The organism is Cupriavidus sp. 8B, from assembly GCF_054589115.1.
In genome coordinates, this window is sequence record NZ_BAAILO010000266.1 from 90,614 (window position 1) to 105,041 (window position 14,428).

The 14,428-nt window shown below is 62.4% G+C and carries 13 protein-coding genes and 1 pseudogene; 8 read left to right on the forward strand and 6 right to left on the reverse strand.

Annotated elements, in window-relative coordinates:
- Nucleotides 1–209: 209 nt before the first annotated feature.
- Nucleotides 210–1,223, forward strand: coding sequence for an AraC family transcriptional regulator (locus ACYP5B_RS26560; RefSeq protein WP_400094232.1), 1,014 nt, complete (start codon nt 210–212; stop codon nt 1,221–1,223).
- Between the two features lie 539 nt (nt 1,224–1,762).
- On the opposite strand, the gene ACYP5B_RS26565 is transcribed toward ACYP5B_RS26560, so the two are convergent.
- On the reverse strand, nt 1,763–4,174 hold the full coding sequence (locus ACYP5B_RS26565; RefSeq protein ID WP_459571685.1) for an acylase: 2,412 nt from the start codon (nt 4,172–4,174) through the stop codon (nt 1,763–1,765).
- A gap of 182 nt (nt 4,175–4,356) precedes the next feature.
- Between ACYP5B_RS26565 and ACYP5B_RS26570 the strand changes: the two genes are divergently transcribed.
- Entirely contained in the window at nt 4,357–5,373 is a 1,017-nt protein-coding gene (locus ACYP5B_RS26570) for a helix-turn-helix domain-containing protein (RefSeq protein WP_400094235.1), read from the forward strand.
- A gap of 208 nt (nt 5,374–5,581) precedes the next feature.
- Here the strand turns inward: ACYP5B_RS26570 and ACYP5B_RS26575 are convergent, their stop codons facing one another.
- Nucleotides 5,582–5,842, reverse strand: a complete 261-nt coding sequence (locus ACYP5B_RS26575) for a pyocin activator PrtN family protein (protein WP_400094236.1) — start codon at nt 5,840–5,842, stop codon at nt 5,582–5,584.
- Between the two features lie 106 nt (nt 5,843–5,948).
- Between ACYP5B_RS26575 and ACYP5B_RS26580 the strand changes: the two genes are divergently transcribed.
- The gene (locus ACYP5B_RS26580; protein ID WP_459571686.1) at nt 5,949–6,344 is read left to right on the forward strand and encodes a hypothetical protein; all 396 of its coding nucleotides are present in this window, start codon (nt 5,949–5,951) and stop codon (nt 6,342–6,344) included.
- 309 nt (nt 6,345–6,653) lie between these two features.
- On the opposite strand, the pseudogene ACYP5B_RS26585 reads toward ACYP5B_RS26580, so the two are convergent.
- Nucleotides 6,654–6,791: pseudogene (locus ACYP5B_RS26585) on the reverse strand (IS3 family transposase); the annotation flags it as partial.
- A 230-nt stretch (nt 6,792–7,021) separates the two neighbouring features.
- Here ACYP5B_RS26585 and ACYP5B_RS26590 point away from each other — a divergent pair.
- From ACYP5B_RS26590 to ACYP5B_RS26600, 3 genes are all read left to right on the forward strand, one after another.
- A complete protein-coding gene (locus ACYP5B_RS26590; RefSeq protein WP_400094240.1) occupies nt 7,022–7,831 on the forward strand; it encodes a hypothetical protein in 810 nt (269 codons plus the stop codon).
- A 629-nt stretch (nt 7,832–8,460) separates the two neighbouring features.
- The gene (locus tag ACYP5B_RS26595) at nt 8,461–8,787 is read left to right on the forward strand and encodes a hypothetical protein (protein WP_400094244.1); all 327 of its coding nucleotides are present in this window, start codon (nt 8,461–8,463) and stop codon (nt 8,785–8,787) included.
- A gap of 133 nt (nt 8,788–8,920) precedes the next feature.
- A complete protein-coding gene (locus ACYP5B_RS26600) occupies nt 8,921–9,205 on the forward strand; it encodes a DOPA 4,5-dioxygenase family protein (RefSeq protein ID WP_459571687.1) in 285 nt (94 codons plus the stop codon).
- Between the two features lie 147 nt (nt 9,206–9,352).
- On the opposite strand, the gene ACYP5B_RS26605 is transcribed toward ACYP5B_RS26600, so the two are convergent.
- Nucleotides 9,353–9,931: an elongation factor P gene (locus ACYP5B_RS26605; protein WP_400094252.1), complete on the reverse strand. Its 579-nt coding sequence runs from the start codon at nt 9,929–9,931 to the stop codon at nt 9,353–9,355.
- A gap of 463 nt (nt 9,932–10,394) precedes the next feature.
- On the opposite strand from ACYP5B_RS26605, the gene ACYP5B_RS26610 reads away from it, so the two are divergent.
- A complete protein-coding gene (locus tag ACYP5B_RS26610; RefSeq protein WP_459571688.1) occupies nt 10,395–11,315 on the forward strand; it encodes a M28 family peptidase in 921 nt (306 codons plus the stop codon).
- Nucleotides 11,316–12,039: 724 nt separating this feature from the next.
- Here ACYP5B_RS26610 and cysC read toward each other — a convergent pair.
- Nucleotides 12,040–12,606, reverse strand: a complete 567-nt coding sequence (gene cysC, locus ACYP5B_RS26615; protein WP_459571689.1) for an adenylyl-sulfate kinase — start codon at nt 12,604–12,606, stop codon at nt 12,040–12,042.
- On the opposite strand from cysC, the gene ACYP5B_RS26620 reads away from it, so the two are divergent.
- Nucleotides 12,545–12,865, forward strand: a complete 321-nt coding sequence (locus ACYP5B_RS26620; RefSeq protein ID WP_459571741.1) for a hypothetical protein — start codon at nt 12,545–12,547, stop codon at nt 12,863–12,865. The two genes, cysC and ACYP5B_RS26620, sit on opposite strands and share 62 nt — an antisense overlap.
- Nucleotides 12,866–13,240: 375 nt before the next feature.
- Here the strand turns inward: ACYP5B_RS26620 and ACYP5B_RS26625 are convergent, their stop codons facing one another.
- Nucleotides 13,241–14,275 carry a GGDEF domain-containing protein gene (locus ACYP5B_RS26625; RefSeq protein ID WP_459571690.1) on the reverse strand — a complete coding sequence of 345 codons (1,035 nt, stop codon included), beginning with the start codon at nt 14,273–14,275 and terminating at the stop codon, nt 13,241–13,243.
- Nucleotides 14,276–14,428 lie beyond the last annotated feature (153 nt).

Below are 14,428 nucleotides of genomic sequence, written 5' to 3' on the forward strand. Positions count from 1 at the left end.
CGGGCGCTGTGGCAAGATAAGGCGCATAAGAGGGGCGACCGACCCCTAGTCAATGAATCTGGGTCTTATGTAGCGGTTCCAGGATGAAAGGCGATCCGGTCCTCGCGTACGCTACTTGGCGATACAGTGAATGCGACCAGGCAGCGCTGCGGCGCTAGCGTCTTATGCGTCGCATGGAATCTGCCGTAAAGTCAGAATGGGGACAAAAGATGCCACTCTCGCCGCGGACCCCCGCCCTGTCGGCCTTGTACAGGAATCCGCTCTTCCACTCGGATGTGCACGTCGAGGCGCACGAGCAGGTCGCCCGCGAACTCGCCGACCATGTCCTGCGGTGGAAACCTGGCGCGCCGGATGCCGCGATGTTCAAGGGCGAACTCTACCGCTTGAAAACCTACGCGCTACGCTATGGCGCCGAAGTCGAAGTCTCGGCACGCCCGTTCGATGATTTTGTACTGGTCCATACCTCCCTGCACGGCGGCGCCGAGATCGAATGCGATGGGCATCGCCTCTGGGTTGCGGAAGGACGCACTGCCGTGCTCGCACCGAAGGAACGCATTCGCCTGCGTTGGAGCCCTGGCAACCAGCAGATGATCGTGCGGGTTCCGCACAGCCTGCTGCGCGAGGCCATGGCATGCGAAGAAGACGAACGCATTGACCTGGTGCCGGGCTTCCTGCTGCCGCGAGCGCTCGAAACGCACTGGGAACTGCTCGCGCATTCGATGCTGAACCTGCTCCCGCCCGCCGCTGACGCAGCCGCGCATGCCAAGTGGGTAGACCACTTTGAACGTCACCTGGCGTTGTTCCTGCTACTGCACCAGCCGGCGGAAGTTGCGCCGCTGACCGCCTCTCGTGACCACACCATGCTGCCAAGCGAGACTGACGATGCCCACGCGAGCCGCGGTACGCGCCAGATGGACGCCGTCATCGCATATATCGAGTCCCACCTCTGCGCGCCGGTCTCGCTTGAGGATCTGGCCAGCGTTGCCAGAGTGAGTTGCCGCACGCTGAATACCCTATGCCATCGCTATACCGGCATCGCACCGATGGAACTGTTGCGCAACGCGCGCCTGGACGCCGTGCGCACGCGCTTGCTACTTGATCCCGGCGCCAGCATCACCGAGACCGCGCTGGCGTATGGGTTCGGGCATCTAGGTCGCTTCGCGGCCTACTACGCGGCGCGCTTCAATGAACTGCCGAGCGACACCCAGAGGCGTCGAGACTAGGAAAGCCAGTGGCACCTGGCAGACGCCGTTTCTCACTACGGGGGTCAATCGTTTTTCTTGATTTTTCTCCAGCATTTCGTAAAAGCGGTGATGGTCAGTAGATACGAAATCCGAATATATTTTAGATTGGCTAAGAATAAGAATAAGACCTCAAAAGACGATCGGATTGGTATCGCCTTGAACAACGTCACTTCGCGCCATCTCCCCAGATCCCTGAATTTCTGAGGCAATCGCCTGACAAGAAATACGCTCACCGTCGTCCGACGGTTACGCGAATTTGCCAATACTCTTTAAGCATAAAATATTCATTTTTAATACCAACAACAAAGGTTCATCGAGGGGTCTCCCCTGACAGGTAAGGGTCGCGGCTTGCTCGGCAGTCGGCATTCGTCAGTTTGTTCTACGTCTCTGGCCGCTCAGCCGGCCTGTCCTGCCAGCGGGCAGGACAGGCATCGCCGTCTTACGTCAACAGACGGCGGGCGGACATCGCCTATCGATGGCGGCGCGGGGCCGGCCGGCCCGCTCCCAACGCCGCCGGCTTACTGGCTCAGCCGCGTTACCTTCAACTGCGGGTCCGCCGCAATTGTCTGCTCGCTGAACGGCAGCCGCACCCACCGCTTGGCGGAGTACTCCGCCATCTGATCAAAAGCGTGCGGCGACTGCTGATCTACAGACTGGCCGTACACCAGCAGCGCCTCGGCGACCGGCCCTTGCTCGTCAAAGCCTACGGTCTGCACGTAGCTGGTCCCAAAGTAGACCTGCAGACCCTTGTCCGACACCGGGCGGCTTTGCAGCTTGTTGAGCACGCCTTCATATTCCTCACCGCCGTGCAGGGCGATGCGGCCAGCCGGCGCCGTGGCGGCCTGCACTTGGCCCAGCGGCGCATCCAGCGCAAAGCCGGCGGCGCGCATGGCTTGCACGGCGTCCTTCAGTGCCTTGAAGACCTCTGTGCGAACAGACTCATCGCGCATACGCAGTCCGCGCGGGGTGTTGACCGGATCGGTGGAGTTGAACTCGATGGCGTAGACCTTGGGGATCTTGCTGGCGCGCATCCAGAATTCGCGGAACAGCGGCGCGGCGCGGCTGTCGAGGTTGCTGTGGCGGTTCCACTTGCGCAGCGCCGCGCAGCCGTCGCTCAGGTCCGCGTCTTTGGTGCCGAGGCAGGCATTGAGCAGGTCATCCAGCACGAGTTCGCCTGAGAGGTTGCGGTCGCGGAACAGCACGGCCTGCAAGCCAGGCACGTCAAAGCGGTTACCGGGCAGGCCGTCCTCGCCCGAGAGGCGGCGGCCGATTTCCATCAGGCCAACGCGCGTGCGCAGGCGTTGCGCAACTTCGGTGGGACCAAGCACTGGTGAGAAGCCAGTCAGCTTCTGGCTGGGGTTAGACAGCCACGAGCTGTCATTGCTGTTGGCGACAAAGTCATCGCGTACCAGCATGGGCATGGCGTTGGGGGCCACCAGCCCCGGTACTGGCGATGCCGCGTCCACCGTCCAGTTGCAGCTAGCCCGCGTGCCGTCCAGCAGGACCATGCCGGTGCCCTGCATCAGCTTGGTGGCCAGCACGGCGCTGTCGCCGGCCGGCGCGCATTGCTTGAGCATGGCGGCCGATACGTTGGGCGCGACCGATACATCGGCAAACATGGCGCGGCCTTCGCGGTCGGTGGCAATGGTGTTGACCCACGGAATGCCCAGGCGGCCAATGGCGGTGCGGATGCCAGCCACGTCGCGCGCGCGGCCGATATCAAGCCAGGTGTCGACCGAACGCGTGTTGTTGCGGTTGGCGTCGCGCAGCGTGTAGGCCTTTTGCGCGGACCACGGCAGGCCGGCCGCTGGCATGGACAGCACCGGGCCGTATTCGGTCATGTAGAAGGTGTGCGAGCGCTGCTCGGTACGGCCGTCGGGCAGTTTTGCCGCATAGCTGACGGTGCGCGGGGTCATCTTGCGCGGCGCGCCGTCCACCAGGTAGGTGGTGGGGTCGCCTTCGGCCAGTTTCAGTTCATACAGCGTGAAGCGGCGGGCGGTGGACACGGTGTGCGTCCAGGCCACGTCCTTGTTGAAGCCGATGCTGATGATGGGGAACGATGCAATGGACGCGCCCATGACGTCCAGCTTGCCTGGTACGGTCAGGTGCGCTTCAAAAAAGCGATTGGTGGTGGTCCACGGAAAATGCGGATTTCCCAGCAGCAGGCCGCGCCCGTTAGTGGTGGCGTCCTTGCCAAAGGCCCAGCCGTTGCTGCCGATGGGCGGATCCAGCAGCTGCAGGTCGTTGTTGACGGCTTCGATGTCGATGCTGGCTATGTCCACCGCCCCCGCCTGCTGCGCGGTCTTGGCACTGCCCACGGCCTTGGGCGGCTCAGCGGCGACAATACCCGCTGCCAGCGCGCCGGCGCTGGCTTGGATGCTCTTCTCCTCGGCCAGGCGGAACATGTCGATGGCGGTAACGGGCCGCACCCAGTCAGCGTTGCGGCAGCCTGACGGGCGTTGGGCGGGCGGGGTATCGCGCAGGTAGCGGTTGTAGCCAGCGATATAGCCGCGCAGCAGTTCGCGCGCCTCTGGCGAGGCCTGCGCGTAGCCGGCGCGCAGGGCGTCGTCGTCGATGATGGCGCGGAAGAATGCGTCGGATTCGCTGTTCTTGATGCGTTTGAATGACACCTCGGTAGTTTCGTCGGGGCCGAACACGCGCGAGCGATCGCCGCTGACCGTGACGACCTGGTCGGCCATCAGGCAGACGTTGTCCTGCGCGTATGCGTAGCCCATGCCAAAGGCCAGGCTGGCGTAGTCGTTGGCCTTGATATGGGGAATGCCGTAGGCGGTGCGGCGGATCTCGGCGTTGAGGCCACTTTCGCTCCAGTTGGCGCTGTCGCTGCCTGCGGTGGCGCAGCCGCCCAGGGTGGCGGCCGCCAGCACGGCGCCGCCAAGTGCGGTCGCGCCGCGCATGATGCATTGCTTCATTGTGTTGTCTCCTCGTTCTTGTCTCTTTGGGCCCGTGGAACGTTGCGCGCCAAGAGGCGACGCGCCAGGGTGCCACTGACATGGTCGGGCATCGGGGCCGTGACAGGTAGAGCGGATTCCGCCACAATTGGTGGCGTTCCCGCCATCGGGCAGGCACCTTCCCAACCACAACCCGCCGCGCCATGTCGGACGCCTATCTGCTGTGCTACCCCTCGGCCATTGTCTCCGCCCTTTCCACCGCGGTCGACATGCTGGACATTGCCAACACGCTGGCCTCTATGCAAAGCCGGCGGCGCGGCACGGCGGCGCCTTTTCGCTGGCGGCTGGCGGTAGCCGAGCCGCAACGCTGGCAGGCGCTGGCCAGCGTGCTGCGCTGCCCGTGCGTGCCGCTGGAAGAACTGGCCGGCGCAGGCAAGGACGCCATGGTGGTGATCGCGCCACCGTTGTTTGACCACATCGCCGGGCTCGAACATGTGCTGTCGCTACTGGACCGCGAACGAGCCGCCATTGCGGCAGCTGCTACGCGGGGCGCGCTGGTGGTGGCGCCGTTCACGGCAGTGGCACTTCTGGTAGCCATGGATTTGCCGGCGCAGCGCAAGCTGGCGGTGCCGTGGCTGATTGCCAACTGGATGCGGCTGAGCGAACCCGCGCGACGGTTGCAGGCCGACCAGCCAGTGGTCAAGAGCGGCAACCTGCTCAGTTCCCGCGCGCTGGATCGCATGCATGCGCTGTTGCTGCAGGCGGTGGCGCATATCGCCGGCAACCCTCTGGCCCGTACGCTGGGCAATGCCCTACTGGACCAGCCCGAGCGCGGCGAGGCAGTCAACATCTGGCTGAAGACGGGCGATGCCCCGCGCCTCAGCGTGGTGCTGCGCGCGCGCCGCTACCTGCAGCAACATCTGGCCGAGCCCTATGACCTGTCCCGGCTGGCAGCGGTGGCGTCCACCAGCGAACGCACACTGCTGCGGCATTTCATGAAGACAGTGGGCATGTCGCCGCTGCAGTTCCTGCACAGGTTGCGGGCTGAGCGCGCCTGCCATCTGCTGGAAGTCTCCACGCTCAGCCTGACCGCCATTGCCGAACAATGCGGCTACCAGGACATGTCCGCCTTCCGCAACCTGGTGCGCCGCCATACGGGCCAGACGCCGGGCGCGCATCGGCGGGCGCATTCGGTGCGGGCGGAATTGCGGGCGGGTTGAGGGGGACTGAGGTCGTGAACTTAATGAATGTGTCGCCCGGCTGTCGATGGCGGATGGGCCAATCTGGCACTGCGCCGCTCGATGCAGCGGTGGCGGGCTGGGGCCACAGAACTGCCCGCGCTCCCTTGCTGCGTAATGGATCCACCCGGCGGGGCGCCCCGCCGTGAGCCGGATGTTAGGTGGATTCGCCTACAGCGCGCCCCGCTCGTTAGCCACAAAGTTGTTCGCATTCCTTCTGCGCTGCAGCCCGGCGCTCATCGATGTACTTCGCTAGATCTTGGACGTGGACGCCCTTGGCGCTCTTGTTCGACGCCTCAATTCGTACGACCGGAAGGCGAATTTCTCCCTGGCTGACTTTGCGCAATAGCTTCTCGGCGCTCAGGTGCGAGAAGTAGTCCCGCGCCACCATGTCGATGGGCACCACGGCGGTTGCCCCATACTGCGCCAATAGAATGAAGATTGTGGTCATTTCGCCTCTCGAGTTCTGCAGGTCAATTCGATGGTTCGTTGTGCTACTTCGGTGATGCTAGGATTCACTAAAGACGTACCTGCGGCGTCCTTCTCTGGAGACCGACATGCCACGGTTCGAGGCTCGGATCAGTTGGTTCGGCGCTGGCGTAGTACTTGGTGCTGCGCTCGCGGGGGCATGCTTTGCACTCGCGCGCCAGAGCCAGAAGCAGATCACTGGTGGGGCGCATGACGACGCCAGCATTCGGCAGGCTGACGAAGCGAGTAGCGCCGGCAAACGATCTGATGCCCTGGCAACCGACATCTTTGAGTTCAAGGGCCACGTGATCCACATTTTTTGTCACGTGGTCACTGGCGGTCTGTACAAAGCATCCTGCGATATTTGGGAGGACGGTGCCGTTGTCCTGGAGGCCGGCGCTGTAGGCACCACCTATCCCACGCCGGAGGAGGCTAAGGCAGCAGCTCATGGATGGGCTAAGCATTGGGTAGATAGCAACGGCTGAATACCCTGCCAATGTGCTCGCCGGACACATTTAGCGCACGCCGCCCGGTGTGCCGGCCAACTCCGCCAGGAGTCGCAGCCGCACCTCGGTCGCCCGACTCTGCGAGCATCCGAGGTACTGGGGTCTCGCTCGAACGGACGAAGTCTCCTCGGGCAGCCCGACCTGTTTCGCGCGATTGACGGGGTCGTGAATCAATCCCCTTTTCAGTGGTCAGTGGAGTTGGCTGACCGGTGAAATCGGATCTCAGAGAAGGTGCAACGCGGCGCTTTGATGGCCATGGCCGCTGGTGGCTGGCTTGCGAGTGAACCGCCACAGCTGGTTTGGCCACTGTGCCTGGAACTGCCGGTTGACCCGATCCAGCGGGCATGCAGCCATCTTGTCGCCAATCTTCGTGCGCACCGCCTTGCCGCGCATGGCGCCGCGCAAACCGCACTGGCGCATGCGGCGGGGAGCGGACGGAAGACCGATCGACTCTTCTAGGGAATGAGAGGCCGCCCATGGCCGGATTCCGCCCCATGTGCAGCAAGCGCTTCGAGTCCCAAAGCATACATTGAAGTATGGCGCGCAAAGCAACGTACGGTATTCTGGCGCGGCTTCCGAAGAATGCAGGATTGCCACACGGCTTGAAGAAGGCAGCAGCGTGTAAACTACTGTGCTACCGTTTTTTTGTTTGGCCCATGACGATCACTATCAACGAAGACCTCCGTGCCTATATCGATCCACTGACAGAAGACGAATACGCGGCACTAGAACGCAGCTTACTCTCCGAAGGGTGCCGGGATGCACTGGTGTTGTGGGGCAATCTTCTTGTGGACGGACATAACCGCCACAGCATCTGCCAGAAGCACGGCATCCCTTTCAATACGGTACAGAACCAGACGTTCCAGTCCATGGACGATGTGCACCTGTGGATGATCGACAATCACCTCGGGCGGCGCAGCGTATCGGATTTCCAACGAGGCGTGCTCGCTCTGCGGAAGAAGGAAATCGTATCCGCGCGTCTGGCACATGCGCGAGCCCAGCAATGCTCTGCAAAGCCTGCCGGGGCTGATGTCGCCACGCAATCCGGGGCCGATCCAGCGTGGACTCGCGAGGCGGTTGCGCGCACGGCGCGGGTGAGCAGTGCGACGCTTGGTCAGATCGAGAGAATCCAGAAGACGGCTGCGCCCGAGCTGGTCAGCGCAGTAAAGGCGGGCGTGATTTCTATTAATGCTGCGGCTGCCGTAGCCTCCTTGCCTGGCGAGAAGCAGGTAGCGGCTGTTGCTGGAGGCAAGAAGGAACTGCGCCAGGTGGCGAGACAGGTGCGCGAGGCCCGACTGCCAGTCAAGCCTGAACCGGCGCCCCCACCCAGCGACGCCACACCCGATCAACTTGCAATTCACCGCCTGACGCTATTGGTTACAGAGCTCACAGAAGAGCGGGATCAGCTGAAAAAGAAGGTGCAGCACTTGACGATCGCACTTGCGGAGACCCGCGGCGGGCAATAATTTGCTGCGCGTAATTTCATGAATGGCCACGGTGACATGGTTCACCGTCGACCACCCTCAAAAGGGAGAGCGCGCCAAAGTGGGGTTAAGATCAGTTCACCCTCAAGAGGATAATGAAATCTCCATCCTGTAACCGCGAATCCCGAAGACGCACGCCACCTGATCGGCCCGGTGCCGGCGCTGATTCTGGAGTAAAGGGTTTTCAACGGGAATCGCTATCAATTCGCCAGCCGCCAATTCCGCGGCGATTGAGAACGGATAGCAGCGTGAAACCTGGCAGGCTGCTGAAGTACCTCCAGCAGAAGTCAGCCTGGAGTGGGGCATAAGCGTTCGGCCGGTCATCATCAGCCTTTGCGGTCATTTGCACTTTCCCGGTAGCCGTCACGGCGAGTGACCGCTTCGTCGCGTCACATCCGAAACCTGATGGCTAGCGCCTCGGGGACACATCGAAGCAGGCGAGCGATTATGACCTACACTAAAAGAACGTCTTTCGCGTGCTCACGTGCCGCTTTGACGCAATGCAACGTCGCCGGCAGTCGATTGAAGCGGGCGAATGACGATGGCACGGGCAACACACCGTCATCTGCTGCCTGAATTCATCTGGAACTGATGTTCAAGAAGGGGGCATCATGTTGCAAGCCAGTGAAATCCAAAGGCGTTTTACTCATCTGCAGCAAACCATCAGCGAGGCCTCACGGACCTGCCACGCCGACACGGCGATTCCAAAAGACTTGATGAACTGGGTGGATGAGCTCGATAAGGAATGTCAATCGGCAAAGAAGGTCATGTCGTCCAAGGATGAGGATCGGATCCGGCAGTGCGTCGATGATCTTGAACGGATCGGTGATCGTGCAGAGCGCGCTTGCCAACAGGCCGGCGGTCTCGACGCCAGGATCAAGGATGCAGTCAGTTCGATGCATTCTGAACTTTCTGACCTGAAGCGTCAACTGCACTGACCTACCCGACAGCCCCGGTCCAACCCGCCGGGGCTATTTTCACTTCGCCGCCGTCAAGACGTACGGCATTGCTTCCGCTTGACGTGCGGCAGTTTGCGCGATCGGCGTCCTGCTCGCCGCCTCCCATTAAAATATGAAATCCTGCTCCGTCTTGCCCGGGTGGGAACGCTTCTACGTCCTCGATGAGAAGAAGAACAGGCCTGTCGCGTTGCTCGACCGCCACGAGTGGATGCACTGGATGCCTGAGAACGAACTGATCTTCCGCATCGCTAGCATTGTCGAATGGCTGACGCTGAACCACGGCATGCTGGATATATTTCTCCATCCGAACACGGGCGACGCATTGCGCGATCATCGCGACGCCGCCATGTGGATCGGCCACTCGCATCGGTTGAACATGGCGGCGCTGGGCGGGTAGCCAAACCGACAGTTTTCCGTGTTCAACACGCTACGGACCAATTTGGCGCTGTGCCCTCGTGCAGCGGTCGTTTCACCCGCAGCTCGGTCTCTTCGAGAGCGGTCGTTCGATTAATGTCGTACAGAGCCTGGATAGAGGCCGTAGCGGTCAGGGCTTTCGTGCCTCACGTCTGACGCGCTCAAGGTATTTCCCTGATGCGGCGTCGATCCGCACGGTGTCGCCCTCCTTGATGAACTGGGGAACGAGAACTTCCATGCCGTTCTCGAGCGTGGCCGTCTTGAAGGTAGAGGTTTCATGCTCGCGCAACCCGGGCGGCGTGGCGACGACTGTCAAGTCGACAGCGGGGGGAAATGCGATAGTGACCGGCTCGCCCTCGTGAAGCTGCACCGGGATCCGCATATTGGGCTGGAGAAACCTCTCGTATGCGCCGATGGTTACCGTGGGCAGACTGATCTGGTCGAAGGTGTCGGGATTCATGAAGTAGAAGGCGACGCCGTCGGTGTATAGATATTCCATCTCCTTATGTTCGAGCGCGATGTCCTCGAGCTTGTCGCTCGGGTGTAACCGCAATGCCTTGGCATGATTGGTTTTCAGGTTCTTGACCTTGGCGAACACCGCGCCACCCTGCTGCCCGCCGCCGGCGTGGTGCTCGGCGCTGGCGACGCTGTGGAGTTCGCCGTCGAGCATGATGACCATGCCCGCCTTCAGTCCGGAAGCTTCGACCATTTGCTTGCCTCCGCCCGGTCGGGAGGATGACGCTATCAGCCTAGCACTGCGGCGGGGCTTCGGCAACCGGCCGCGGCAACGGCCTCTGGACTTTGCGTCACACCAAGGCTGATGAATCGGTCCTGCGCCTGAACTCGCGTGGGGACCGGCGCGGCGAAATGCGCTGTCGGAGAACTCGGAAAAAGGGGTCGTGAGACGCTTTCGACTTGTCCGTCAACTTGTATCCTGCATGTATCGCATTCAGTACCGCGGCAATGTCTCTCCCGTGGCTGGCACCGTTGCCGAAGTGCATAATGTTCCCGTTGCGGCCGGATTTGTCGGGCTCGTGTCTCTGCGGGGGTGGATGTTTTTTTTTGCGCCAACCCGGCTCGCCGCGCAGTAGAAACGGCGACGCCCGGCGAGTTGGCAACGATCCTGCTGATGTGTTGATCACGGTGCATGGCCGGTCTCGGGAGCGAATTGCATGCTGACTGCGCACGTCCCCGACCTGGCTGCGGCGTTGGAGCGCCATGTGAAAGTTCTTGCCCGAGACATCGGCGAACGCAACGTGTTCCGGCCGGACTCGCTGCACGCGGCAGCCGACTATATCGTGCAGCAATGGACCAGGCGTGGCTGTGCAGTGACGCGTCAGGACTATCAGGTGCGAGGCGTCGCCTGCGCCAATATCGAGGTTGCGCTCGCAGGTTGCGTTCAGGCCGACGAATTCATTGTACTGGGCGCGCATTACGACACCGTGCGCAACAGCCCCGGGGCCGATGACAACGCCAGCGGCGTCGCCGCGCTGCTCGAGATCGTGGGCATGCTTCAAGCTCTCTCGCCCCGGTACACCGTGCGCTGCGTTGCGTTCGTGAACGAGGAAGCGCCGTTTTTCTTCCGCGGGGACATGGGCAGCCTGAGGTACGCGAGAGCCGCGCGGCTGCGCGGGGATCGCATTCGCCTGATGCTTTCGCTCGAGATGCTGGGCTACTACCAGGACGAACCTGGCACCCAAAGGTATCCACCTCTACTACGTTACTTCTATCCGGCGCGCGGCAACTTTATCGCCTTCGTTTCCAATCTTCGCTCGGCGCGCCGGCTGCGATGGATCGTCGACGCGTTCCAGGCCTCGTCCAGTTTTCCGCTCGAAGCAGCGGCGCTGCCGTGGTGGGTACCCGGAGTCGCGTTGAGCGATCACTCTTCCTTCTGGCGCCTCGGCTATCCGGCCGTCATGGTGACGGACACCGCCTACCTGCGCAATCCGCACTATCACACCGCGCACGATGTCCCCGCGACGCTTGACTATGGTCGCATGGCCGCGGTGACGCGCGGGTTGGCCGCGAGTGTCGCGTCGCTGGGGCCGAGGGGCGCGAGCCTGGCAAGGCGTAGGCCGCAGGAAAAAGGGTGAACTGCGGCCGTGCGCGGCCGCGACAGCTAGTTGCCACGGGCCACTACTGGGCCACGCCACACGCGCCCTTCCCGCCGGACGGTCCAAACGGCCATGAGGAGGTTGTTCCCGGCGCCCAATGCGTCAGCGACGGGAAATGGGTCACCTTCTATAAGGACGGGAAGAGGTATCGGCGTGCAATGCCGTGTATGCCGCCGCCCATTTCGACTTTGCACCGGTTCCCACCAACCGCTCGCCGACGGACAACTGAGGGTCGGACGGTTCTCCAAGCCGTGGGGTACGTTTCGCCCCCTCCCAACAGTCGAGTCCATTTTTCGCACATCGGGCGCGCTGCACCACTGAGGACCGCCCCGCCATAGAACAACGGATCTACTTTGCCGGCCTGCTCTGCATCCTCGTCGCTCTGAGGGGATAGCATCATGCGAGAGCCATCCACCCGGGCGCCGCCGGCGGGGGTGTTAAAAAGCCCGCTCGATGCGGGAGGCCGCCAGAAGGCAGCTATAAGTAAAAGAAAAAGCAATCCTCAACTAGACATATATAGGAGAAAAGCATAGCGTCCCAAATTAGGAGACCGCGCCAAAGCGGGGGCTGACTAAGCGGCAATGCGTTGGTTTTCTGCTCTGGCGATGGAGGGATACCGTCGCTCACCAATTTAAGGCACCGCGACAGCCCGCAAGCTGCCTTCTGCAACGCCTTGTGCAGATGATCAACGGCCGCTTTCAGCTCACGCCGGCGATGCCCGCAGCGCCAACGCCTCGCATATCCAATCGGCCGCCAACTCCGGTCCAACGACTTCGGTATCGATCTCCACGTCAGGCGCAAGCGGTGCTTCGTACGGGGCGCTCAGGCCGGTGAACTGGCTGATCTGCCCGGCCGAGGCCTTGGCATAGAGCCCCTTGGCATCACGCTGCGAGCACACCGCGAAGCTGGCGCTGAGAAACACTTCAAGGAACGCGTCCCCGCCGATAATCTCTCGCGCCTGCTGGCGCTGGCTGCGCAGCGGCGAGATGAATGCCGCCACCGCCCACAGGCCGCTGCGATTGGCGAGCCGGGCTACTTCGGCGGCACGGCGGATGTTCTCCGTGCGGTCCTCCGGCGAAAACCCGAGATCGCGATTGAGGCCGGCGCGCATTTCATCCCCATCGAGCAGCAGTACCGGGTGCCCTGCGGTCAGCATGCGCTTGTGCAGCGCGAGGCTGACGGTGGTTTTGCCCGCTCCCGATAGCCCGGTGACCCAGACCGTGCCCGGCCGCTTCCTGGTTTCGTTCGATGCGTTCGGCGAGATGAGCATGCTGTGCGTGATCCGGTTTTCTGCGTCGGGCTGTGCGATCAAAGGCCGCGTTCGCGCTGCATCAAGCCTACGTACCGTCTCCTCGGCCAGCCCGACGCAATGGAGCTCGCAGCTTCTCGCAGGCTGGGATCGAGCCAAATTCCACATGGTTGTCCCGCATCAGGCCGAGCGCCCGCGCCGCAAGGCCCGGCACAGTCTCCGGTTGTTCGCCAGTTGCCCCTGGTGGCGATTCGCCAAGCTGGCGGCGCAATCCTGTTGATACCGCCGCCGCCGCAAGATCTGGCGGCTTAGCGGCTACAGCCGCATAAAGGTTATGTCAAATAAACGCAACGGGCTGCAAGCCAATATTGGCGAGGCCTCCCGGGATTTCCCTTCTCGTTATCGCTGATGCAGCCGCGCTAGCGTGCCGAAACGCTGTGTGATTCGCGCTGACACCCCGGTGTCACAAGGCCGTACCGATTAATTTTGTGCGCTTCACTTCAATAGCCAATACCATCCGCCAGCACCACCGCCCAAGCAGACCAGCAACAACCCCTTTCCCCGTAAATCGGCGAAGCCCCCAAAAAAGCTCACTTCGGCGTGCTGGCAACCACGGGCAAGTGACCGGCGCCTACTGAAATGCGGGAGCCCCGGCTCAGCCTGCCTCAACACGGTTGCGCCCATCAGCCTTGGCGCGATACAGCGCCAAATCGGCGCGCGCCAGCAATTCGTCAAGGGTCGCTTCCCCGGCCTCGATGCTGGCCAACCCCAGGCTTGCCGTGCAGGTGGGCTGCCCCGCGATGGCAGATTGCTGCTCCACTGCCTGCCGCACGCGCTCGGCCATGGCAAGCGCGGCCTCCATGCCGGTATTCGGCAGCAGCACGACAAACTCTTCGCCGCCAAAACGGCCGAGATAATCCGTGTAGCGCAGCGCCTGGCCCACGGTTTGTGCGAAATGAGCCAGCACGCGGTCACCCACCAAGTGTCCGTGCTGGTCATTGATGCGCTTGAAGTGGTCGATATCCATCAGCAGCAACGACAGTGGTTGGCCGCTGCCGCGCCGGTTCTTCAGTTCACTACTACCTGCGTGCATCACAGCCCGGCGGTTCAGTACCCCTGTCAGGTCATCGCGCTGCGCCAGGTACTCGAACTGCGCGCGCAACCGCTCGCTCACGGTCAGCAGCAGGCCAAGGCAGACGAACAGCGACGCGAAGCAATACGCCGCAATGTACGTGGTCTGAATAGCCGAGGGGGAAAACCGCGGAGTATTGACGGCATCCTGGAAAAGCGTCGTCGCTGCCCGCATCAGCAGGACCAGCCCCTGGAAAGCGAGGACAACTGCCATGAAGCGCGGCGCAAAACCCCGGCCGTGCTGCCAGGTCATCCGCGCATGGGTCAGGCATATTGCCGCCAGCACCGTGGTAAGCAGCAACACGCGGATCCGGTAGTCGGGATGGACCAGCAGGAACCAGGTGATGCCAGCCAGGCAGCCAATGCCTAGGGTGAGCCAGAATTTCCAGGTGCAGGGCACCCCGTAGAAGCGCTGGCTGCCGAAGTAGAACAGTGCACAGCCCGAAAGCAGCAGCACGTTACCGCCAAGCGCGACGAACACGGCCGGCCACTGCCCGTCCATCGCATAGAAGGCGGTGGAAAGCGCGCAAAGCAGCGGTGCCAGCGCCCAGGGCAGCAACCCTTTGATGGAGGCAGGATAGGCGCGGCGAAAGGCCAGCAGGATGATGCCCAGGGCGATATTGATCATCCCCGTCATCGCCGACATGGAGCGCAGGTCCAGGTTTAGCATTGGTCAGCCGTAGAGATGCCGGATTGACCGTGGCCGGTGACC